Below are 21,083 nucleotides of genomic sequence, written 5' to 3'. Positions count from 1 at the left end.
GGGCCATCCACGGTACGTGAACGAAACGGCAACGGCCCCAGGCACCTGTGGATGCCTAGGCTCGCCAGTGCGGCCGAGAAAGCGCCTGCAGCAGGAATTCCACGAGGCGCCGCACCTTCAACGGCAACTGCTTGCGCGAGGGATAGACCGCGTAGATGCCAAGTTCCAGGCTACGGTACTCAGGCATCAACTCGACCAGGGTTCCGCTACGCAGGTCTTCGTAGAGCATGAAATCCGGCTGCAGCAGGATGCCGGCGCCCGCGCGCCCCAAGGCCAGGCAGGTGTCGCCGTTGTTGCTGCGTAGGGCGGCGCGGGTCTGTACGCGCAGTTCGCCTTCGGGGCCGCTGAACGGCCAGTCGTCACGGCTGGCCAGATGGTTGTAGGCGATGACCCGGTGTTCGGCGAGTTCGCGGGGATGGCTGGGCGTGCCGTGGCGCGCCAGGTATTCGGGGGAGGCGCAGACCTGTAGCTGGGTGCTCGCCAGGCGCCGGCTGACCAGGCTGGAACTCTCCAGGCGGCCGATGCGCACGGCGAGGTCGTAGCCGTCCTCGAGCAGGTCGACCAGGCGATCGTCCAGGTTGATGTCCAACTCGATGCGCGGGCACTGTTGCAGGAATTCTCCCCACAGCGGCGCCAGATGGCGGATGCCGAAGCTCACCGGCGCGTTCACCCGCAGCGCTCCAAGGGGTTCGAGCACTTGGGAGGCCACCTCGCTTTCGGCCTCTTCGAGGCTGGCGAGGATTTCCCGCGCGCGCAGGGCAAACAGACGGCCTTCCTCGGTCAGCGACAGGCGCCGGGTGGTGCGCTGCAGCAGGCGCACCCCCAGACGCTCCTCCAGCGCCGCCACATGCCGTGACACCGCCGCCTTGGACAGGCGCAGTGCCTCGGCCGCGGCGACGAAGCTGCCCTGGTCGACGACGGCGAGAAAAATCTCCATCTCCAGCGCGCGATCCATGATTGTTTCTCCAGTCGAGATTATTAGTCACGCTAGTCTCTGTTTATCTATGAAATTGAAGCAATAGACTAGGTAGCGTCAATTCACCGCAGATGCGTCTGCAGCCGCCACAACGCGGCCCGAATCCGAGGAAATCGCCATGCTACCCGTGCTCTTCGTTTCCCACGGAGCTCCCACCTTCGCCATGGAACCGGGCCTTGCCGGCCCGCAACTGGCCGAACTGGGCCGGCAACTGCCGCGCCCCGAAGCCATCCTGATGATCTCGCCGCACTGGATGACCCGTGGCGGCGCGATGCTCACTGCCGCCGCGCAGCCGGAGACCATCCACGACTTTGGCGGCTTCCCGCAGGCGCTCTACGAGCTGCAGTACCCGGCGCCGGGTGCGCCGCAGATGGCTGCCCGTGCCCTGGAGGTCTTGCAGAAGGCCGGTTGGGCCGCGCGGCTGGACGAAACCCGTGGCCTCGACCACGGCGCCTGGGTCCCGTTGCTGTACCTGCGCCCCCAGGCCGACGTGCCGGTATTCCAGGTGTCCCTGCCACATCCGCTGGATACGGCTGGCGCCTACGCGCTGGGACAGGCGCTGGCGCCGCTGCGCGAGCAGGGCGTGCTGATCGTCGGCTCCGGCAGCCTGACCCATAACCTCTACGAGTTTCGTGGCTCGCAGTCCGGTGACGCGGCCTACGTCAAGGCCTTCGCCGGCTGGGTTCGCGCGGCGCTGGCGCGGCGCGACCGCGAGGCGCTGCTCGACTATCGTGCCCAGGCACCCGATGCCGAACGTGCGCACCCGACCGACGAGCACCTGCTGCCGCTGCTGGTAGCGATGGGGGCTGCCGGGGAGTCGGCGCAGGCGCGCCTGATCGACGGCGGCATCGTCTACGGCATGCTGTCCATGGACTCCTTCGTTTTCGACAATCCGTCCGAGGCAGCCTGATGAGCGACAGTACGCTGCTCGCCGAGGCTACGTCCGGTCTGCACTACCGCCGCTTCGGCAGCGCCACGCCGCAGGCTCGGCTGGTGTTACTGCACGGTGTGGGCGGTAACGAACGCAACCTGGAAGTGCTCGTCGAGCGACTCGATCCGCGTCTGGAACTGCTCCTGGTGCGGGCGCCGCTGGGCATGGGCGCGCAGTCCTTCGCCTGGTTCCCGGTGCACTTCGGTGCCAGCGGTCCGCAGATCGACGCGGCCCAGGCGGAGCGTTCACGCACGCTGCTGGCCAACTTCCTGCGCGGTCTGGCGCCGTTGCCCACGGTGATGGCCGGCTTCAGTCAGGGCGGCATCATGAGTGCGAGTGTGGCCCTGAGCGAACCCGAACTGCTCGTCGGCTTCGGCGTGCTCAGCGGGCGCATCCTGCCGGAGATCGAGCCGAGAGTCGCTTCGCCCGAAGCCCTTGCCAGGTTGCGCGGATTCGTTGCCCACGGGCGTTTCGACGACAAGCTGAGCTTCGCCTGGGCCGAGCGTTCGCGGCAGTGGCTGAGCGAGCTGGGCGTAGCCTTCACCTTCCATGAATACCCCATGGGCCATCAACTCTGCGACGCCGAGATCGAAGACCTGGGGCAGTGGCTGTCCGACGTGCTGCGCTTGCGCTAAACGATGGGTAGCGCCAGCCCGTTGCAACGCCCGCGTGGGGATTATCCGCCGCTGCCCGTTACCTGCGTCGCGCAGGCGGACGCGGTGAAGACCTCGTCCCTGCGCAGTCACCTACGCAATGCCAGGCAGGCAGATTTTGCATTGATTGCTTAATCCGCTATTCGAAAGAACCTATGATTGCGTAACGGTAAATCCAAAGAGCGACGGCCATGTCTCGTCCTGATCTCAATCTGCTGCTGGCGCTGGACGCTCTGCTCGACGAGGGAAGCGTCACCGGCGCTGCGCGCCGCATGCATCTGAGCGCGCCGGCGATGAGCCGCACCTTGAGCCGCATCCGCGAGGCGTTGGGCGATCCGGTGTTCGTCCAGGTCGGCCGCAAGCTCGTACCCACCCCCAGGGCGTTGGCCCTGCGCGAGCAGGTGCGGGTCGCGGTCGAGCAGGCATCGCAGGTGTTCGCCGGCGATGCCGCCATCGACCTGAAAACGCTGGACCGGCGTTTCAACGTTCGCGCCACCGACGAGTTCGTGAGCATCCATCTGGGCCAGTTGCTGGATGCCATGGAGCGGGAGATGCCGCGGGCGATGCTGCGCTTTTCGCCCGAGGCGGACGACGTCGACGAAGAGGCGCTGCGCACGGGCCGTATCGACCTGTTCATCAGCGCCTCGCGCAAGCTGGGGCCGGAGATTCGCGTGCAGTCGCTGTTCACCACGACGTTCGTGGGCGTCGCGCGCGCCGACCATCCGATTTTCGACGAGGAGATCACGCCCGAACGCCTCACCCGTTGGGAGCACATCAACGTGTCGCGACGCAGCAAGGCCGTCGGGCCGCTCGATGCCGCCCTCGAGGCGCAGGGATTGCGGCGGCGCGTCGCCCTGGTGGTGCCCAACCCCTACACGGCGCTGTTCGCATTGCAGGATTCGAACCTGCTGCTGCCCTTGCCCCGGCATCTGGCCAGCAGCGTACTGGCCGCTGGCCTACGTATTCGCTTGTTCGACCTGCCGACTCCGCTGGAAACGGTACTCCTGACACAGGCCTGGCATCCTCGCCTGGACGCCGACCCGGCGCACCAATGGCTGCGGCAAACCATTCATGCGCTCTGCAACGGGAGCCAGGCACAAGCCTAGCGGCGTGCGCAACTGGATGAGTGCGTCACACGCAATCATAGGGTTTCAATAAATTCAATTTTCGGAATGATCGACCCTGCCTACAGTGGCGCCTGTCGACCACTGTAGAAGGGTGTCAGCGTGCCTTCGGCGAACCTACCTGACGCGGATTCACGCGTTTCTCCAGGCCTTTTGCGGATTCGCGAAGGGTTGGCGCGGGGGCTGCCTTATCTCGATATGACGACGCCGCGCGCCACCTATGTGATGCGCTCGCTGCTGGCCGCCTGCCTGGCGCTGGTGCTGGCCTATCTGCTGGAACTGCACGCGCCCTACGCGGCGGCGTCCAGCGTCCTGCTCGTCATCAACCCCGTCCAGGGCGGCGTGATCGGCAAGGGGGTGTGGCGGGTGCTGGGCACGCTGCTCGGCATGCTGGCGGCCTTCGTACTGATGAGCGCCTTCGGGCAAATGCCCTGGTTGTTCCTGCTCGGTTTTGGCGCATGGCTTGGGGTGTGCGTGGTGGGCATGACGCTGCTGCGTCATTTCCGGGCCTACGGTGCCTCGCTGGCAGGCTATACCGTCGGTTTGGCGGCCTTCGGCGCGATGCAACATCCGGAACGCACCTTCGACCAGGTGACGGGGCGCGGCGCGTCCGTGCTGATCGGCGTGGTCTGCCTGGCTGTGGTATCCGCCTTGTTCAGCAACCGCAGCGTGCACAGTCGCCTGGCTGTATCGCTCGAACGCCTGGCAGCCGCGACGGCCGGCGTGCTGGCGACGCATCACCAGGCCATTCAGGGTGGTGCGGAACCGGGCGCCAAGCCCCTGGATGCCGGGCGGCGCTCGCTAATCGCCGAGGTCTATGGTGTGGACGATCTGCTCGCGCTGGGCAAGGCCGAGTCCGCCGACCTAGCCCAGCGTGCCGGCACGGTGCGGCATACGATGGTGTCGCTGTTTTCCGCCCTGGTGGGTGGCGCGCCGCCCGTACGTGAACACGGCGCCGGCCTCGCCGCGCTGAGTGCGTTGCAGCCGGACTGGGAACAGACATGGCGGGAGGTTGGGCAGGCGCTGGGGGAGGCGCCCGGCTCCGCCGGCAGGGCGCTTGCCATCCGGCGGCTGACCGGGCTGCGCGCCCGGCTGCTGGCCGCGCTCAACGCAACCTCGCTGGAGGATGCCGCCGAGCAGGCCGCGCTGATGATCGCGGGCGACCGCTTGATCGAGCAGCTCGACGACTACCTGCAGGCCATCGAAGGCATCGAGCGCTTCCACCAACCCAGGCCGACGCTGGCGCGGGTGTCCGTGCCGTTCCACCGCGACACGCTGGCGGCTCTGGAGAATGGTGCGCGGGCCCTGTTGACCGTGCTGATGGGCGGCGCCTTCTGGATCGTCACCGGCTGGACGGACGGCAACATGATGCTGGCGGGACTGGCGGCGGCCTGCGCGCTGCTGTCCACCGCGCCCAATCCCGCGCTGGGGGCGGTCGAATTCATCAAGGGTACGGCGATCGCCGTGGCAATGGCCTTCCTGTGCACCTTTATCGTGTTGCCGCACGTCTCGGGCCTGCCGCTGTTGCTGGTGGTCCTGAGTCTGTTCTGGCTGCCGGGTGTATACGCCACCACGATGCCGCGCTACGCCCTGGCGGGCGTAGCCTATCTGGTGGCGTTCACGACGTTGGCGGCAGCGGACAACCCGATGCGCTACGACTTCGCCCTGTTCCTCAATGACGCCGTGGCCTGGATTCTGGCGACCTGCTTCACGCTACTGGGTTTCAGGATCGTGCTGCCGCGCAACCTGGCGCGCGACGTCACGCGCTTTCGCCGACGCATCCGCGAGGCGGCGCTGGGTACCTTGCGCGACGAGCCGGCCGATGCGCAGGCCTGGCAATGGCGCCAACAACACCGCATCGCGCATCTCGGTGCCCTGCTCAGAACGCAGCCGCAGGCGATGGATCGGGCCATCGCCGAGGGGTTGACCAGCCTGCATCTGGGCCGGGAAGTCCTGCGTCTGCGCCGCTGGCTGCGCGAGGCGCCGCAGGACGCGGAATGGCCTGGCGTGGTGGCGCGCGCACTGCGCCATATGCGCCAACGGGCCGGCGATCCGCTGCGGGCGGCACGCCATGCCCGGCGTGCGGCGGCCTCGTTGGCGCGTTTGCCGTCGCGCTCCGGCGCGACGACGCATGAGGTCCGGCGCGTGACGCTCGTGCTGCTCGACATCGCCGCGCTGCTGGAACACCACGCGAACGACGGTCCGCACGCCCATGGAGGCCATACCCATGCTCAGTGAGTTCTCCTTGGCCGGCATCTACCTGCCGCCGTTCTTCGTCTATGCCTGCCTGGCTCTACCCCTCTATCTGGGCCTTCGCTTCGTCCTCGCGCGGTGCGGTGTCTTGCGCTGGGTGTGGCATCCGGGCCTGTTCGAGTTCGCCCTTTCCCTCAGTCTCGTTTCCCTGTTGGTGCTCTATGTCTGAACGCTCGTTTCCCGCCCAGCGCCTGCTGCGGGCAGGGCTCACCCTCGCAGCGGTGATTGCTGCCGGCTTTCTGGTCAATGCGCTGTGGCGCGCCTACGTCGTCGCGCCCTGGACCCGCGATGGTCGTGTCAGCGCGCAGATCGTGCGCATCGCCCCCGAGGTCTCGGGCACCGTCGCCGAGGTCTCGGTCGCAGACGATCAATACGTCGAGCAGGGCGAGCTGCTCTATCGCATCGACAGCGCCAGCTTCGCGCTGGCCTTGGCCCAGGCCGAGGCGCAACGGGCCGTGGCCGAGGTGTCCTTGCGCCAGAAGAGCGAGGAGGCGCAGCGCCGCCGCGGCCTGGAGAGCCTGGTGCCCGCCGAAGACATCCGGCGGGCGAACCAGGCGGTGACCATCGCCCAAGCCGAACTGCGCAGTGCGCAGGTGGCCGTGGACAGGGCGAAGCTGGACCTGGCGCGTACCGAGTTGCGGGCGCCGACCGCTGGCTACGTCACGCGCCTGCGCTTGAACAAGGGCGACTACGCCATGGCGGGGCAGCCGAACATTGCCCTGATCGACGCCCACAGTTTCTGGATCACCGGGTATTTCGAGGAAACCAAGCTGCACGGCATCCGGCCCGGCGCGGCAGCGCGAATCCACCTGATGGGCTTCGACCGCGTGCTTTCAGGGCGGGTGGCGAGCATCGGGCGGGGCATCACCGACACTAACCAGCAGGCCGATGCGCAGGGGTTGCCGAGCGTCGAGCCCAGCTTCAGTTGGGTCCGTCTGGCGCAGCGCATCCCCGTGCGCATCGAGTTCGCGCATTTCCCGGATGACGTCGTCCTGGCGGCCGGCATGACGGGCAGCATCGAAGTCCTGCCTTCGGCAGGCACGCCGGTGCCCCAGGGCCGGCTGATCGCCTTGCTGCACCGCTGGCTGTGAGGACACCGTGATGCATGCTTCCCTCCGTCGCACACCGCCGCGCTTTCGGCGGACACTGTTGACCTGCCTGTCGCTCGTGCTGAGCGGCTGTACCGCCGTGGGCCCGGACTATCGCGCGCCGACGCTGGAGGTTCCCTCGCAATGGAGCGAGGCCGAGGCGGCTCTGCCCGGAGGTCTGCGCTTCGGCGGGCGGGCCTTCCGGGACCCCTTGCTCGAGCGCCTGATCGATCAGACCCTGGCGAACAATCAGGACCTGGCGATCGCCCTGGCACGCTTGCGCCAGGCTCGCGCGGAGCGCGTGCAGATCGCCTCGGGCGCCTTGCCCGAGGTCTCGGTCGGCGGCTCGGGCGAAGCCGCACGGGGCAGCAAGGCACTCAGCGCCCAGCCCGGTGGGCAGGCGCGAACCTGGCACCTGGGCTTCGATGCCAGTTGGGAACCGGACCTGTTCGGCGGCACGCGCCGCGCGGTCGAAGCCGCCGATGCCGGCATCGAGGCGCTGAGCGAGGACCATCGTGCCTTGCAGGTGAGCCTGGTAGCCGAACTGGTGTCCGACTACGCCGGGCTACGCACCGCACAGCGGCGTCTGGCCATCGCACAAGACAACATCCGCACGCTGGCCGAAGCCGAGCGCTTGGCCGAACGGGCGCAGCGCAGCGGCCTGGGCACGCTGGCTGACCTCACCCAGGCGCGTGCCGAGCGCGAAATGGCCGAGGCGCAGCCGCCCTTGCTGGACGCGGACATCGCCCGTTTCAGCCATGCCATCGGGGTGTTGGTGGGTGGCTTTCCCGGCGACTGGAAGGCGGCGCTGTCCACGCCGGCACCCGCTTTGGCGATGCCGACCGACATGCCCTTGTCACTCCCGTCCGAGGTCATTCGCCAGCGCCCCGACCTGCGCGCGGACGAACGCCGCCTGGCCGCCGCTACGGCGCGGATCGGCGTCGCCCAGGCCGAACGCTTTCCCAGCTTCCGCATTCCCCTGGGGATCGGCACCAGCGCCAGCGTCATCCACGACCTGTTCTCCGGCGCCAGCCTGGCGTGGTCGGCGGCCATGCAGGGCAGCCAGCGCCTCTACGACGGCGGCAGCTCGCGGGCGGGCGTGACCGCCGCGCAGGCCGAGGCCGACGCGGTGCGGCGCGTCTACGAGCGGGACGTGCATTCGGCGCTGCGCGACGTGGAGGACGCCTTGACCACCTGGACCCGCGAAGGTCAACGGCAAGCCGCGTTGCTGAAGGCCGTGGCAGACAGCCAGCGGGCGTCGGAACAGGCCACCCAGTTGTACACGCGAGGTTTGAGCGCCTACCTGCCGGTGCTGGTGGCGCAGCGCAGCCTGAACCAGGCACGCGATGCACTGGCCCTGAGTCAGTTGGCGCAGTTGCAGGGAGGTATCGCCTTGTACAGGGCGCTTGGAGCGGGATGGCCGACTACGGCGGCGGTCTTGGCATCCGACTAATGCGCTCCTGCAAACCTAACGGTGCTGCAATGCCTCTTCGAGGGAGAGAAGGTGCTTGATGGAGCTACGTCATCTCCGTTGTTTCCTCGCTGTGGCCGAAGCACTCCCGTTCGCCCGTGACACAGAGGGGGTGCCTATCGAGCAATCGCCCTTGTCGCGAACCCTCCGCAGCATCAAGGAGCTGGAGGGAGAATTGGGTGTAGTGCTATTTGCCCGTACCCCGTGCAGCACACGGTTGACCCACGCAGGCAAGCGTTTCCTGGAAGAGGTTCCGCGAGTCTTCGCGGCCTTGCAGCAGGCACGCGATAGCGTGACGGCGGCGGTCGCTGGCCCCCACGGCCCGCTGCGCGTTGCCCTGTCCAATGGCCTGACACCCTCGTGCCTGCCGGCGCTGCTCAGGATCTACGGGGATGAAGAAACCGAGGTCGATATCCGCGTGTTCGAAGTGCCGTTGGCGCAGCAGATCAAGGGGCTGCGTGACGCGCTTTACGACGTGGGTTTTGCTCAGTCCGATGACGTGGGTGAAGGCATTGCTACCCACGCCGTGGGGGTTGATCCGTTGAGGGTAGCGGTGCCCGCGCGCCACCCGTTGCTCAAGCACGCGCGCATTGCCTTGGAAGACGTGATGCGTTATCCCCTGGTGCTCTGCGATCCGCCTGCGTGCGAGGGACACGCCCGTCAGGTGGAGCGAATGCTGCGCTGCCTGGATAAGGAGCCGTTGATTGCCGAGCGCGTGGCGTCCTGGGATGGGGTGATAGAGTCGGTCTCGGCGGGTTATGCGCTGGGACTGGCGAGCGCACCTATCGCGGCCAGCCGCGAGCCGGCTGTGGTGGCGCGGCCGTTGGCGGGCCGCTTCCCGATGCTGAAGACGTATCTGCTGCACAGAGAAGGCGAGGCTTCGGACGTGTTGTCCTGGTTTATCGAACGCGTGCGGGCCACGGACGTGGCCAGCGGCGCGAGGCCGGCAGCACTATCGGCGCCCGATCTTCCGCAGGGCAGCAAGCCGTGAAGCGAGCGCCTTCTCTGCAGAAGTGGGCAGGCTCCAAGACTCGCGGCCGTCCGCGCCGACTGAACAGCAGCTCCAGTAGCGCGACCTGGCCGCTCTAGCGCGGACTTCGGGATCAGTCCTGGCGGCTGGTGACTTCCACCAGGTGGTAGCCGAACTGGGTCTTCACCGGGCCCTGGACGCTGTTCACCGGGGCGGAGAACACCACCTGGTCGAATTCGCGAACCATCTGGCCGGGGCCGAAGGAGCCCAGGTCGCCGCCGCTGCGGCCGGAGGGGCAGGTGGAGTGCTGGCGGGCGATTTCGGCGAAATCGGCGCCGCCTTCGATGGCGGTCTTCAGTTCGACGCACTTGGCTTCGCTGTCGACCAAGATGTGGCGGGCGGTGGCTCGTGCCATGGGATGTTCCTCCGTTGGATGGGCGATGGATGCTACCGAGCCGGGGCGATGGGCGCCAGCGCGCCCGCCCGGTCTCAGCGGCGGATGGTCTTGAGCAGGTCTTCCGGGGTGATCTGGCCGACGATGTTGCTGCCGCTGCCTGGCGTCGGCTGGGCCAGGATGTGGCCCTTGATCTTGCCGATCACGTGCATCTCGCAGGGCTTGCAGTCGAACTTCAGGGTCAGCACTTCGTCACCGTGCACCAACTGCATCGGCGCGACCTTGGTGCGCACGCCGGTGACGCCCTTGGCCTGCTTCGGGCAGAGGTTGAAGGAGAAGCGCAGGCAGTGCTTGGTGATCATCACCGGCACCTCGCCGGTCTCCTCGTGGGCCTCGAAGGCGGCGTCGATCAGTTCCACGCCGTGGCGCTTGTAGAAGGCGCGGGCCGGGGCGTTGTAGACGTTGGCGAGGAAGCTCAGGTGGGTTTCCGGGTAGAGCGGCGGCGGCGTGCTCTCGGCCTTGCGCCCGCCACGGGGATGGGCCGCAACGCGCGCGGCATCCAGCGCCTCGATGACCTCGCGGCGCAACGCCTTGAGCTGCGAGTTGGGCACGAACACCACCTGGGCGGCGTCGATCTCGATGGCTTCGGCGTGGTAGAGCGTGGCGCCCAGCTTGCCGAGCAGTTCGTGCAACTGTTCCAGCGCCTGCTCGGGCTTGTTCGCCGCGCCGAACGGGCCGGCCAGCTCGGCTTCGGCGCGCAGGCCTTCCTCGCTGGTGGCGACGAAGCTCAGGCGGCTCTCGTCCATGCGCACCTGCCAGCGCAGGCCGACGCGGCGTTCGGCGGACGGGCGCAGCAGCGCCTGCTGCCAGTCGTGGTCGAGATTGCGGTTGAGCACGGCGTTTGGCTTTGCATTACGCAACTCGACGGGCAGCGCGTCGTTGGGCTCGACGCGGTAGCGCCAGCGCGGCTGGCCGTCTTCCTCGAAGCGGCCGCGCTCTTCCACCACGCTGGCGCGGAAGCCCACCACCTGGCGCTTGACCAGCACGTTGAGGCCGTCGCCGTTGGACAGCGGTGACTCGGTCACGGCGATCAGGTCGCGCTTGCCGACCTTCTCCACGCGGCCCACCGGCAGGCCGGTGAAGGTTGGCGAGTCGAAGGCGCCGATGTCGATCTTGCGGTCGTTGACGAAGTAGTCGGTGCTGCCGCGGTGGAAGGTGCGCTCCGGGTCCGGCAGGAAGAAGTGTTCGCTGCGGCCGCTGGAAGCACGCGCCAGGTGCGGGCGCTCGGCGAGTACGGCGTCGAGGCGCTGGCGGTAGTAGGCGGTGATGTTCTTGACGTAGCTGGCGTCCTTGTAGCGCCCCTCGATCTTGAACGAGCGCACGCCGGCGTCCACCAGCGCGGCCAGATTGGCGCTCTGGTTGTTGTCCTTCATCGACAGCAGGTGCTTGTCGAAGGCCACCACGCGGCCCTGGTCGTCTTTCAACGTGTAGGGCAGGCGGCAGGCTTGCGAGCAGTCGCCGCGGTTGGCGCTGCGCCCGGTCTGCGCGTGGGAGATGTTGCACTGCCCGGAGAAGGCCACGCACAGCGCGCCGTGGATGAAGAACTCGATGGTCGCGTCGGTGGCGTCGCTGATCTCGCGCACCTGCGCCAAATTCAGCTCGCGGGCCAGCACCAGTTGGGAAAAGCCGGCCTGGTCGAGGAAGCGCGCCTTCTCCAGGCTGCGGATGTCGCACTGGGTGCTGGCGTGCAGCTCGATCGGTGGGATGTCCAGTTCCAGCACGCCCATGTCCTGCACGATCAGCGCATCGACGCCTGCGTCGTAGAGCTGGTGGATCAGCCGGCGCGCGCCTTCGAGCTCGTCGTCGTGGAGGATGGTGTTGAGGGTGGTGAACACCCGCGCGTGATAGCGGTGGGCGAATTCCACCACGCCAGCGATGTCCGCCACGCTGTTCTCGGCATTGTGCCGGGCGCCGAAGCTCGGGCCGCCGATGTACACGGCGTCGGCACCATGGAGGATCGCCTCGCGGGCAATGGCCGCGTCGCGGGCGGGGCTGAGCAGTTCCAGATGATGCTTGGGCAAGGACATGGCGTTCGGGCTTCGCACGGGGCAGGGCGCCGGGTCGTGCCCGGTGCCGCAATCGTTATCGGAAAGGGCAGCATTGTAACGGCAACCACCTCTGCCGTCGTCGCCCGGTGGGCAGCTTGGCAGGATCGCCTGCTGCCGCCCGGGCGAGGCTCGGCTATCATCGGCCCTTCGATCATTCGGGGAAGGGCCGGTGACGGACGACCGGAACGAAGGCCTCGCACAGGCGAGCGCAAAGAAGCATCTCAACGGGCAACTCTATGAGCTGATCGCCGCGAGCATCGCCGCGGGTAGCCTCGAGCCCGGCACCCTGCTGCTCGAAGGGCCGCTGGCGACGCTCTTCGCGGTGAGCCGTTCGCCAGTGCGCCAGGCCCTGGCGCGCTTGCACGAGGAGGGACTGATCAGCACCTTCGAAGGCCGTGGCTACCTGGTGGGCGACGGCAGTCATGCGCCCTTGCGGCGCAAGTTGCAGGCGCAGGACTTCGCCGACCAGCCCGGCGCCCGCCGGCCGACCCGCACGCAATCCTGGCAGGGCGTCTACGACGCCATCGAACGCGAGTTGCTGCAGCACTCGCTGTTCGGTGCCCATCGCATCAACGAGCTGGAGTTATCACGGCACTTCGGTATCAGCCGTACGGTTTCCAACCAGGTGCTCACGCGTCTGCAACTGATGGGCCTGCTGGAGCGGGACGATCGCCAGCGCTGGTTGCTGCCCGAGTGGGACGAGCATCGCCTGGCCGATCTCTACGAGATTCGTCGGCGCCTGGAGCCCTACGTGCTGCAGCGTGCCGCCGAGCATCTGCCGGGCAAACGCCTGGCGCTGTTCATCGAGCGCCTGCACCGTGCGGTCGCGCAGTACCCGGACATGGAGAGCCGCGCCTTCGACGACCTGGAGAGCGACCTGCACATCCGCACCCTGGGCTACTGCCCCAACCGTCAACTGCTCGACCTGCTGCAACGCACCCACTCGTTGCTGCTGTCGGGCAAGCACATCCTGCTGGACAAGCGCTACTTCCCCGAGGACGAGCCTTTTTTCCAGGAACACCTGGAAGTGTTCGAGCACCTGCGCGACGGCAAACCGGCTGCCGCCGCCGAGGCGATGGAGCGCCACTTGGTGATCGCCGAGCACAAGGTCGCCCAGCGCCTGGCGCAGTTCAAAGCGGCCCATCAGGTCGAGGATGTGTCCTTCCTGGAACGGGTTTAGCCCTGCGTGTCGCTTGGCTCTATACTGCGCGTCTGCCTCGGTGGCCTCGGAGCGCCGCCGCACTGAATCGAGGAGATCTGCAATGCATCACAAGGTCCGCTGGCTTCCCTTCCTGGCTTGCCTGACGCTGGCGGCGCCGCTCGCCCAGGCCGCCGAGGAAGATCCCTGGGAAGGCTTCAATCGCGGGGTTTTTCGCTTCAACGACACCCTCGATACCTACGCGCTCAAGCCGTTGGCGCAGGGTTACCAGAAGATCACACCGCAGCCCGTCGAGGATGGAGTGAGCAACTTCTTCGCCAACATCGGTGACGTCCGCAACCTGGCCAACGACCTGCTGCAAGGCAAGTTCCGCGATGCCGGCATCGACACCAGCCGCCTGCTGTTCAACACCACCTTCGGCGTGCTCGGCTTGTTCGACGTCGCCACCCGCATGGGCCTGCAGCGCAACGACGAAGACTTCGGCCAGACCCTCGGCGCCTGGGGGCTGGGTAGCGGTCCCTACCTGATGCTACCGCTGCTCGGTCCAAGCACCCTGCGCGATGCGCCAGCGCGCATTCCGGACAACTACGTGGGCCTGTATCACTACATGGACGACGTCTCCGCGCGTAACGCGACCATGGCGCTGGATATCGTCGACAAACGCGCGAGCCTGCTGCCTGCCGACAAGCTGGTGCGTGGCGACAAGTACACCTTCATCCGCAACGCCTACCTGCAGAACCGCGAGTTCAAGGTCAAGGATGGCGAGGTGGTGGACGACTTTTAAGGTTGGCTCTTCCGGACAGGGTTCCCCCTCTCCCCAACCCCTCTCCCGCGCGGGGAGAGGGGCTATTCGTGCCGGAGTCATGAACTGCGCACTGCCGCAAAGCCTTCGTTCACCATTATTGCGACATTCCGAGTCCCTTTGCCCGCTCGGATTGCCCGCCCATGGATCGCCGCGCATTCGCCAAGTCCCTGCGACAGAACATGACCGAGGCGGAGCAGCGCTTATGGCAGCACCTGCGTGCCCACCGCCTGGAGGGCGGCAAGTTTCGTAGGCAGCAGATGATCGGTCCCTACACGGTGGATTTCGTGCACTTCGGGAAGCGCCTGATCGTCGAGGCCGACGGGGGGCAGCACAACGGCAGCACCAGCGATGAGCGGCGGGATGCCTGGCTGCAGGCCCAGGGGTATAGAGTCATGCGTTTCTGGAACGACGAGATACTGCGAGATACCGAAGCGGTGCTGGCGGTGATTCTTGATGCTACACGGGGACGGTGAGCTCCCCCTCTCCCCAACCCCTCTCCCACGAGGGGAGAGGGGCTATTCGGCGACCATCACGCCGCCCGAAGAGGGGACTACTCGCTAACGGCCACCACCGTGCCGCCCCCTCTCCCTTGATGGGAGAGGGTTGGGGAGAGGGTGAGCCAAAGGCTTGGCTGCCCCCGTCAAACGAAGAACAACAGCAACACTACGCCCAGCGCCAGGCGATAGAGGACGAAGGGGAGCATGCCCATGCGGTCCAGCGCGGCGAGGAAGAGCTTGATGCAGGCTAGCGCCGAGAGGAAGGAGAGCAGGGTGCCGATCAGGATGTCGGTCCACTGTCCCTGGGTGCCGACCTCGGCCAGTTCCACGGTCTTCAACAGGCCGGCGGCAAGGATCAGCGGAATCGACAGCAGAAAGGAGAAGCGTGCTGAAAACTGGCGATCGAAGCCGAGCATCAGGGCGGCGGTCATGGTGATGCCCGAGCGGGACGTGCCGGGGATCAGCGCCAGCGCCTGGGCCAGGCCGATGGTCAGGGCCGCGCGCCAGCCCAGTGTCTGTTCGGGGCGATCACGGCGTCCGCGCGCGTCCGCCCACCACAGCACCAGACCGAAGACGATGGTGGAAAGGCCGATCACCAGCGTCGAGCGCGTGTAGTCCTCGATCATGTCTTCGCAGGCCAGGCCAATGAGACCGGCGGGCAGCGTGGCAAGGATGATCAGCCAACCCAACCGCGCCTCGTTGTTGGGTTGCCGGTGGAACACCTGGCGTACCCAGCCCTGCGCGATGGTCAGTACCTGGGCGCGCAAGGCCATCAGAACCGCCAGCAGGGTACCCACATGCACGGCAACGTCGAAGGCTTGTCCTTGGTCCTGCCAGCCGAACAGTTGAGCTGGAAGGATCAAGTGGGCGGAAGAGGAAACGGGGAGGAACTCTGTGACGCCTTGCAGCAGGGAGAGGACGATCAGTTGCAGCCAGTCCATCGCGAAATACTTCTTCTAGTGGTGGGCGGGGCCGACGCCAGGCGTCTGTTCGGGCGCGGCATTATAGCCATGCGCGGATGGCATTCCGTAGCACCTAACGCCACAGCCTGCGGGCCAGCAGCAGGCCGCTCAGCACGCCCAGGACGTTGGCGAGCATGTCGTAGGCCGAGGCTTCGCGACGGGGCAGGAACTCCTGGCCGTACTCGATGCCCAGCGCCAGCAGCAGGCAGGCAGCGGCCAGCCAGAAAACGTTCGTTTGGCGAAAGGCCCAGCGTGCAGTGAACGCCAGGGCGGCAAAGCCGAGGAAGTGATGGAGCTTGTCTTCGTTCTCCACCAATTCCGGTACCGGCTGTGGGGACAGGCCGGCAACCAGCAGGACGACGAAGACGATGGAAACGGGCAGCAGGCGGGGAATGCGGCGGTCCAGGCGTCGCAGCAGATCGATCATGGGAGAGAAATCCGGAACAAAGGCAGGAAAGCGTTGGTGCAGTATGACAAAGGTCGGAGATGAATATCACAGGGCCCGCCATCGAGTGAGGGCGGGCCCGCGAAGGATTGGCGAAGGAATCAGGCTTCGCTCGGAAGCAGGGTGTTGCGGCGAACCATCGCCATTACACCGACCCCCAAAGCTCCGCCCAACATCAGACCGACTAGCAGACCTACGATAAAGACCATGGCGACCTCCTACTACAGGGAAAGACGACAGCCTTACTCGCTCCTCCTTTTGCCAACTCGCCCGTTCGGGTCGAGGGTCGTTAGCTGTGCGCAGAGAGCTTTCTACGCTCCATTCCTGTCGAAGTATAGCTAGCAAGCGGGGTTCAGCCCGGTTTTATTCAGAATTCGGTCGCGCGGGGCACTCGCCGAGGACGGCAATCGAATATTTTCCCTGGCCTATTGCTGCAAAGAGAGTGATGTCGATATGCTGGCACTCGCGTTTCACCAGCAGACGCGCCAGCCAATCGTGGTCGACAGGGAAGGTCGGTAGTGCCAACCCTCGAGGTCACCTCATGTTCCTGCGTAATCTCTCCATCGCAACACGGGCGGCGTTCTGCTTCGCCCTCGTGACACTGATCGTCCTCATTCTCGGCGTTTTCTCGCTGTTACGACTTGGAGATCTTTACCAAGCTGAGCAAAACATCGAAATCAACTGGATGCCGAGCGTCAAAGCCGTAGAAGAAATGCAGGGCACGCTCATGCGCATCCGTCTGGAGAGCCTGCGTCTTCTGGCTGAGCAAAACGGCTCTACGGCGCCCTCGACAAGTGAATTCGAAAACAGCCAGCGCGCACTTCGCGAAGCGCTCGATCAATACAAGAAGCGCTATTTGACCGATGGCGATGAAAAACAGGTTTTCAGCGCGGTGCAGTCAGCGTTGGGCGTCTACCTGGATGGGGTGGAGCGGTTTGCTGGGCTCATCCAGCAAAACAAGATGAATGAGGCGTTGAGACTTGCCAATGGTGAGCTCCGTGGTTCGGCTGAAAACGCAGGCAAGGCGCTGGAAGCGTTGACCCTGTTCAATGATGAAGGGGCCCGGAGGGCCGGTTTGTTCGCTGCGTCGACCTATCAGTCCAGCCGTATCGCAATCATCAGCACCATTCTGGTCGCCATACTGCTCACCGTGATTCTGGCCCTGATCTTGACGCGCAGTATCGTGCGCCCCCTGGCTACCGCGGTCTCGATGCTGGAAACCATCTCCACGGGCGACCTCACGCGTCCCATCGTCGTCGAGGGCAAGGATGAACCAGCCAGACTGCTCGCCGCCGGTTCGAAAATGCAGGACAACCTACGCCAGGCGATGCACGACATCGCCGATGCTTCCACACGTCTCGCTTCGGCCTCTCAGCAGATCGTTGAGGTAACCACCGAAAGCACCCAGGCGATGCAGACGCAGAACGCACAGATCGAGCAGGCTGCTACCGCCGTCAACGAGATGAGCGCCGCCGTCGAAGAGGTCTCGCGCAATGCCAGCGCGGCGTCCGATTCCGCGCGTTCTTCGAATGCCTCCGCCAAGGCGGGCAGCGGTCACGTCTCGCGCACGGTGCAGGCCATTCAGCAGCTTTCCGTGCGTATCGCCGAAACTTCGGATCAAGTAGAGGGCCTGGCCGGGCAGGCGCGCGATATCAGCAAGGTACTGGACGTCATCCGGGGCGTTGCCGAGCAGACCAATCTCCTGGCGCTGAACGCGGCCATCGAAGCTGCACGCGCCGGGGAGCAGGGGCGCGGATTTGCCGTGGTCGCGGATGAGGTTCGTGCGCTGGCGCACCGTACCGCCAATTCCACGCAGGAAATCGAACAGATGATCCAGTCCATCCAGGGCGGCAGTGAAGCGGCGATGCAAGCGATGCAGGCCAGCAGCCAGGATGCCGACCATACGTTGCAGATGGCTGATGAAGCCAGCCGGTCGCTGGAAAACATCGTCCGAGGCGTCAACGATATCGACGAACGCAATTTGCAGATTGCCTCGGCGTCCGAAGAGCAGGCTCACGTCGCCCGCGAGGTCGATCAGAACCTGGTGACCATTCGCGATCTTTCGTTGCAAAGCGCCTCGAGCGCCGACCAGACCGCTGCGGCATGTGGCGAGCTCTCTCACCTTGCCGGCGATCTGCAGGGCCTGGTTGGGCGCTTCCGTCTGCGTTAGTTATTCGCTGCACGGGTGTGACGTGGCGGTGTATTCGTCCCCCCCTTGCACCTGAAGGTCGCTTGAGAGGGTCTGCTTTGTAGCCTGAGGTGCGTTGGCCGGGGGCGCTTGATCCCCTCTCCCCAACCCCTCTCCCGCGAGGGGCTATGTGTGGGCCTCGGGTGCGTGCCGGACATTGTGTCGGCAGTGATGCCTCACTCCTTTTCCCACGAGGCGTTGTTCGTATCGCGCTCGGAGCTCGGGGTTACTCGAGTACCTTCTCGAAGTTGTTATGGAACAGGTCGTGGTTACGATCATCCGTCATGTCATAGAGCGTGTAGGCACGGCCCAGCATGGCACCACCGTCGCGGGTCAACGGCGAGAACGCGAAGTTGGCGCGGCGGGTGGTCGAGGAGGTCATCAGCTCGTCGAACGGGAAGGACACATAGAAACCCTTCGAGAAACTACCCTCGCCGTATTCCTCGGCGCTCACGTTGGTGAAAGTTGCGTAGGCGCCGAAGCGCGCTCCGTTTCTGAACTCGCGGCTGACGTCGAACGTCACACCGAGGTCTCGCGCCAGGTAGCGGCCAACGCTCACCCCTGTGACGATGTCCTCCCATGGCCAGCGGTAGTAACCGGTGACGTGTCCGGTAATGACGTCGTAGTCGCGCAGGCTGAAGTCCTGCTTGAAGCCTCGTTGCTTCACGTAGTTCAGATTGCCACCCACCGCCCAGCGTTCACCCATTGGCCGGTAGAGCAGCTCGCCACCGACACCGGCGAACATCGACTCCAGGTAGCCGCCGTAACCCATCACGTACCAGTCGCGATCCAGGCGCAGCGTCTTGTTCAACTGGAACGTGGGCATGGTCACGTCCGAGCTGGTCATGTACTCGCGCAAGTAAGTGCGTACACGCGGCAGGTTGCTCGGTGCGTCATAGGTGAACTTGTCGAAGTTATCCAGCAAGGAAACGCTGAGCGTACTGCTCCACCAAAGGTCGGGACGCAGTCTGTACTCGGCGAACGCGTCTGCTGAGAACTGATAGAGAATGAAATCATCGGGGCCACCTACGTTCTGCTTGTAGCCAGGGGTCAGGCCATAGCTCAGGCGCTGGGGCGCTTGGCTATACAGGGTGGTTTCGCGGCGCGGCGTCGGCGCAGTCTGCGAAAGGCTGCGCCGCAACGGTTCGAGCTCCCCCTGTCGTTGCACGGCCTTGCGGAAGGCCTCTCGGTTGAGGCTGTTTTCCTGCACGGCAACGCCGTACTGGCTGTCCACGACGGTGAACCAGTCGGTGTCGCTGGAAGCGTTGGCATCGAGGATGCGGGCGGCGCGGCCGAGCGCCTTGGGACGATATAGGTAGCGGCCTTGTTCGCCGTACACCACCAGCTCGCGCTCGCGTTCGGCAATGCGCGTGACATCGTAGCCGGCGTTGTCCTTCAACTGGCGAGCCACGGCCTTCCAGTCGGGGCCCGCGCCACTTGGTGTTGGGCGCTGCGTGGCGACCGGGACTGGCTTGGGGTCGTTCACCTTGGGCGGCGCCTTGCGGCTGACGAAGTTGGTGTGCAGGGTGATGCCAACCATCCCGGTATTGCCGCGTTCCCAGCCGGCATGCAAATCGACGGCGTCGTTGAGCTTGTAGACCACGCCTACGTTGATCGGCGAGTCCTGCTTGATATTGCCGGTTGCCGGTTCGTTGCTGTAGTCGTTGCCTTCGTATTCCAGCTTGAGGGTCAAGGGATCCCACGGGGTTTGCCATTGCACGCCGCCGAAGAGTGCTACCGGGCCACGGAAATAGGAATTGCCGTTGAATTCGCCGGTAGTACGGCCCCCATCCGGCCGTGTATCGAATTTGTCGTCGAGCCAGGTGAACGGGTTATCGAAATCTCCCCGTTGGCCGAGGTAGCCCCAGCCTACCCCCAGACTGAAATCGAAGTCGTAGAAGCGTTTGCTGCCTACCACGTACTCACCGGAGAACAGCCCGGTACCACCGATGTCTCGCCCGCCCAGGGCGAGTTCCGGCAGCCAACGCGACTCCTGCCAAAGGCGCAGCTTCGCGTCGAAGGCCTTGTCCTTGTAGGTTTGGTCGCCGCTGAGTGCTTCCGAGCCGTAGGCACGGTCCTTGATATCGGTATAGCGAAAGGTACCTTCCAGCCAGTCGAAGGGAGTAAGGGTGAAGGCATAGCGGCGGTAGGGTGAAACGTGCCCGGCATGGAAGGACAGCTCCCCGGCTGGCGCCATGCGTGCGGTAGGAGTCTGCAACAGGCCAATACCCCCAGTGTCTCCGGCGGTCGGGCGGGGCTCGGCCTGGCTCAAGGTGCTGGCGCCGAGCAGCAGGCAAATCAGCGAACGGCTATTCATGGTCATCCAGGGCCAGCGGCTGGGTCGCGATCAGCGCCGCGAGTTCGTCGTTGAGGTCCGGTGTATTGCCCAGCGTACGCAAGGGTACGTAGATACGTGCGCCAGGCGCGGGCAGAGGGCCCTGCTCGGAGCGATTCCAGGCGGCTGCGCCCAATTTGAGCACGCTGCCATCGGGTTGCAGCAGATAGAGCCAGTCGGGGTCGGCCAGCGTGCGACGGGCCGCACACTCGGCCACGTACTCACGCACGCGCTGCAGTGGCTGGAAGGGCAGTCGGCATGCGTTTATCGCGCCCAGGATCTGAACGCTGTCAGGGCGAGCCGGATATAGCAGTCGGTCGCCGTCGGCAATCTCCAGGTTCTGGGTATCGTCCAGCTCCACGACCAGCGGATCGAGTTTCGCCACCTTACGTCCGGTAACCGGCAGTGTCTTTACCCACGCATGCATCTGCGTGGCTCGTGCGGCCAGTTCAAGGCGTCCGTCCTGCTGCGCTGCGCCGCTCAATTGCTGCAGATCGAAGAGCACGCCGAGTTTCAAGCGGCGTTGCTCTTCCTGGGCGGGCACATGCAGCCAGGCCGCACCGTAGCGATAGGCACGCAAGGAAACGGCAGCAGGTTCAAGCAGGTCGTGCAGGCGCAGGCCTGGCATGTAATGGCGGTGCTGAGGAAAGGTGACGTCACCCTCTACGTGCACGTCGGCCATAGCCTGAAGGCTCGCCAACGCGAGAGGGAACAGTAGGTAGTT

Annotated in this window: 19 protein-coding genes and 1 pseudogene; 13 read left to right on the top strand and 7 right to left on the bottom strand. The window is 65.6% G+C overall.

Translation table 11 applies throughout. The features are described from left to right. Positions 1-55: 55 nt before the first annotated feature. Complete coding sequence (locus ACYRGX_RS15955) at positions 56-955, bottom strand: LysR family transcriptional regulator (protein ID WP_473053436.1); 900 nt, start codon at positions 953-955, stop codon at positions 56-58. Positions 956-1,094: 139 nt separating this feature from the next. Here ACYRGX_RS15955 and ACYRGX_RS15950 point away from each other — a divergent pair, with 139 nt between their 5' ends. The 8 genes from ACYRGX_RS15950 (at position 1,095) to ACYRGX_RS15915 (ending at position 9,487) form a co-directional block, all read left to right on the top strand. After that, positions 1,095-1,886, top strand: a complete 792-nt coding sequence (locus ACYRGX_RS15950) for a dioxygenase family protein (protein WP_473053435.1) — start codon at positions 1,095-1,097, stop codon at positions 1,884-1,886. Next, a complete protein-coding gene (locus ACYRGX_RS15945) occupies positions 1,886-2,542 on the top strand; it encodes an alpha/beta hydrolase (protein ID WP_473053434.1) in 657 nt (218 codons plus the stop codon). The genes ACYRGX_RS15950 and ACYRGX_RS15945 overlap by 1 nt, the downstream gene beginning before the upstream one ends. Before the next feature lie 209 nt (positions 2,543-2,751). Further along, positions 2,752-3,666 (top strand): LysR family transcriptional regulator, encoded by a 915-nt coding sequence (locus tag ACYRGX_RS15940; protein ID WP_473053433.1) that lies wholly within the window; start codon positions 2,752-2,754, stop codon positions 3,664-3,666. 171 nt (positions 3,667-3,837) lie between these two features. Continuing rightward, positions 3,838-5,922, top strand: coding sequence for an FUSC family protein (locus tag ACYRGX_RS15935; RefSeq protein WP_473053432.1), 2,085 nt, complete (start codon positions 3,838-3,840; stop codon positions 5,920-5,922). Next, positions 5,912-6,106, top strand: coding sequence for a DUF1656 domain-containing protein (locus tag ACYRGX_RS15930; protein WP_473053431.1), 195 nt, complete (start codon positions 5,912-5,914; stop codon positions 6,104-6,106). Before ACYRGX_RS15935 ends, ACYRGX_RS15930 begins: the two co-directional genes overlap by 11 nt. Further along, positions 6,099-7,028, top strand: coding sequence for an efflux RND transporter periplasmic adaptor subunit (locus ACYRGX_RS15925; protein WP_473053430.1), 930 nt, complete (start codon positions 6,099-6,101; stop codon positions 7,026-7,028). The genes ACYRGX_RS15930 and ACYRGX_RS15925 overlap by 8 nt, the downstream gene beginning before the upstream one ends. Positions 7,029-7,038: 10 nt before the next feature. Then, positions 7,039-8,478: an efflux transporter outer membrane subunit gene (locus ACYRGX_RS15920; RefSeq protein WP_473053429.1), complete on the top strand. Its 1,440-nt coding sequence runs from the start codon at positions 7,039-7,041 to the stop codon at positions 8,476-8,478. Between the two features lie 58 nt (positions 8,479-8,536). After that, the gene (locus ACYRGX_RS15915; RefSeq protein WP_473053428.1) at positions 8,537-9,487 is read left to right on the top strand and encodes a LysR family transcriptional regulator; all 951 of its coding nucleotides are present in this window, start codon (positions 8,537-8,539) and stop codon (positions 9,485-9,487) included. A 112-nt stretch (positions 9,488-9,599) separates the two neighbouring features. Here the strand turns inward: ACYRGX_RS15915 and ACYRGX_RS15910 are convergent, their stop codons facing one another. Together ACYRGX_RS15910 and ACYRGX_RS15905 are read right to left on the bottom strand one after the other, a co-directional pair. Continuing rightward, positions 9,600-9,881 carry a peptidylprolyl isomerase gene (locus ACYRGX_RS15910; RefSeq protein WP_473053427.1) on the bottom strand — a complete coding sequence of 94 codons (282 nt, stop codon included), beginning with the start codon at positions 9,879-9,881 and terminating at the stop codon, positions 9,600-9,602. A gap of 74 nt (positions 9,882-9,955) precedes the next feature. Then, complete coding sequence (locus ACYRGX_RS15905; protein WP_473053426.1) at positions 9,956-11,947, bottom strand: peptidase U32 family protein; 1,992 nt, start codon at positions 11,945-11,947, stop codon at positions 9,956-9,958. A gap of 190 nt (positions 11,948-12,137) precedes the next feature. Between ACYRGX_RS15905 and ACYRGX_RS15900 the strand changes: the two genes are divergently transcribed. The 3 genes from ACYRGX_RS15900 to ACYRGX_RS15890 all read left to right on the top strand — a co-directional run bounded on the left by ACYRGX_RS15900 (position 12,138) and on the right by ACYRGX_RS15890 (position 14,405). Next, positions 12,138-13,148, top strand: a complete 1,011-nt coding sequence (locus ACYRGX_RS15900) for a GntR family transcriptional regulator (RefSeq protein WP_473053425.1) — start codon at positions 12,138-12,140, stop codon at positions 13,146-13,148. A gap of 82 nt (positions 13,149-13,230) precedes the next feature. Further along, entirely contained in the window at positions 13,231-13,911 is a 681-nt protein-coding gene (locus ACYRGX_RS15895) for an MlaA family lipoprotein (RefSeq protein ID WP_473053424.1), read from the top strand. A gap of 161 nt (positions 13,912-14,072) precedes the next feature. Next, on the top strand, positions 14,073-14,405 hold the full coding sequence (locus ACYRGX_RS15890; RefSeq protein ID WP_473053423.1) for an endonuclease domain-containing protein: 333 nt from the start codon (positions 14,073-14,075) through the stop codon (positions 14,403-14,405). Positions 14,406-14,572: 167 nt separating this feature from the next. Here ACYRGX_RS15890 and ACYRGX_RS15885 read toward each other — a convergent pair whose 3' ends face one another. Continuing rightward, positions 14,573-15,370, bottom strand: coding sequence for an undecaprenyl-diphosphate phosphatase (locus tag ACYRGX_RS15885; protein ID WP_473053422.1), 798 nt, complete (start codon positions 15,368-15,370; stop codon positions 14,573-14,575). A gap of 94 nt (positions 15,371-15,464) precedes the next feature. Continuing rightward, entirely contained in the window at positions 15,465-15,818 is a 354-nt protein-coding gene (locus ACYRGX_RS15880) for a VanZ family protein (protein ID WP_473053421.1), read from the bottom strand. 463 nt (positions 15,819-16,281) lie between these two features. Here ACYRGX_RS15880 and ACYRGX_RS15875 point away from each other — a divergent pair. Together ACYRGX_RS15875 and ACYRGX_RS15870 are read left to right on the top strand one after the other, a co-directional pair. Beyond that, positions 16,282-16,896 (top strand): annotated as a pseudogene (locus ACYRGX_RS15875) (MCP four helix bundle domain-containing protein); the annotation flags it as partial. A 150-nt stretch (positions 16,897-17,046) separates the two neighbouring features. After that, positions 17,047-18,006, top strand: a complete 960-nt coding sequence (locus ACYRGX_RS15870; RefSeq protein ID WP_473056711.1) for a methyl-accepting chemotaxis protein — start codon at positions 17,047-17,049, stop codon at positions 18,004-18,006. A 244-nt stretch (positions 18,007-18,250) separates the two neighbouring features. Here ACYRGX_RS15870 and ACYRGX_RS15865 read toward each other — a convergent pair whose 3' ends face one another. Further along, positions 18,251-20,341 (bottom strand): YjbH domain-containing protein, encoded by a 2,091-nt coding sequence (locus ACYRGX_RS15865; protein WP_473053420.1) that lies wholly within the window; start codon positions 20,339-20,341, stop codon positions 18,251-18,253. After that, positions 20,334-21,041 (bottom strand): capsule biosynthesis GfcC family protein, encoded by a 708-nt coding sequence (locus ACYRGX_RS15860; RefSeq protein WP_473053419.1) that lies wholly within the window; start codon positions 21,039-21,041, stop codon positions 20,334-20,336. Before ACYRGX_RS15860 ends, ACYRGX_RS15865 begins: the two co-directional genes overlap by 8 nt. Between the last annotated feature and the right edge of the window lie 42 nt (positions 21,042-21,083).

The sequence above is a fragment of the Pseudomonas sp. R4-15 genome (assembly GCF_055768815.1).
The sequence above is the reverse complement of the archived record's forward strand: the minus strand, read 5'-3'. Positions and strand labels throughout refer to the sequence as shown.

Bases quoted from the DNA above. Each gene is read 5' to 3' on its own strand.
- ACYRGX_RS15885 (WP_473053422.1), bottom strand. From the start codon at position 15,370: ATGGACTGGCTGCAACTGATCGTCCTCTCCCTGCTGCAAGGCGTCACA.
- ACYRGX_RS15895 (WP_473053424.1), top strand. From the start codon at position 13,231: ATGCATCACAAGGTCCGCTGGCTTCCCTTCCTGGCTTGCCTGACGCTG.
- ACYRGX_RS15940 (WP_473053433.1), top strand. From the start codon at position 2,752: ATGTCTCGTCCTGATCTCAATCTGCTGCTGGCGCTGGACGCTCTGCTC.
- ACYRGX_RS15870 (WP_473056711.1), top strand. From the start codon at position 17,047: ATGCTGGAAACCATCTCCACGGGCGACCTCACGCGTCCCATCGTCGTC.
- ACYRGX_RS15890 (WP_473053423.1), top strand. From the start codon at position 14,073: ATGGATCGCCGCGCATTCGCCAAGTCCCTGCGACAGAACATGACCGAG.
- ACYRGX_RS15905 (WP_473053426.1), bottom strand. From the start codon at position 11,947: ATGTCCTTGCCCAAGCATCATCTGGAACTGCTCAGCCCCGCCCGCGAC.
- ACYRGX_RS15930 (WP_473053431.1), top strand. From the start codon at position 5,912: ATGCTCAGTGAGTTCTCCTTGGCCGGCATCTACCTGCCGCCGTTCTTC.
- ACYRGX_RS15860 (WP_473053419.1), bottom strand. From the start codon at position 21,041: ATGGCCGACGTGCACGTAGAGGGTGACGTCACCTTTCCTCAGCACCGC.
- ACYRGX_RS15920 (WP_473053429.1), top strand. From the start codon at position 7,039: ATGCATGCTTCCCTCCGTCGCACACCGCCGCGCTTTCGGCGGACACTG.
- ACYRGX_RS15915 (WP_473053428.1), top strand. From the start codon at position 8,537: ATGGAGCTACGTCATCTCCGTTGTTTCCTCGCTGTGGCCGAAGCACTC.
- ACYRGX_RS15925 (WP_473053430.1), top strand. From the start codon at position 6,099: ATGTCTGAACGCTCGTTTCCCGCCCAGCGCCTGCTGCGGGCAGGGCTC.
- ACYRGX_RS15950 (WP_473053435.1), top strand. From the start codon at position 1,095: ATGCTACCCGTGCTCTTCGTTTCCCACGGAGCTCCCACCTTCGCCATG.
- ACYRGX_RS15955 (WP_473053436.1), bottom strand. From the start codon at position 955: ATGGATCGCGCGCTGGAGATGGAGATTTTTCTCGCCGTCGTCGACCAG.
- ACYRGX_RS15880 (WP_473053421.1), bottom strand. From the start codon at position 15,818: ATGATCGATCTGCTGCGACGCCTGGACCGCCGCATTCCCCGCCTGCTG.
- ACYRGX_RS15910 (WP_473053427.1), bottom strand. From the start codon at position 9,881: ATGGCACGAGCCACCGCCCGCCACATCTTGGTCGACAGCGAAGCCAAG.
- ACYRGX_RS15865 (WP_473053420.1), bottom strand. From the start codon at position 20,341: ATGAATAGCCGTTCGCTGATTTGCCTGCTGCTCGGCGCCAGCACCTTG.
- ACYRGX_RS15945 (WP_473053434.1), top strand. From the start codon at position 1,886: ATGAGCGACAGTACGCTGCTCGCCGAGGCTACGTCCGGTCTGCACTAC.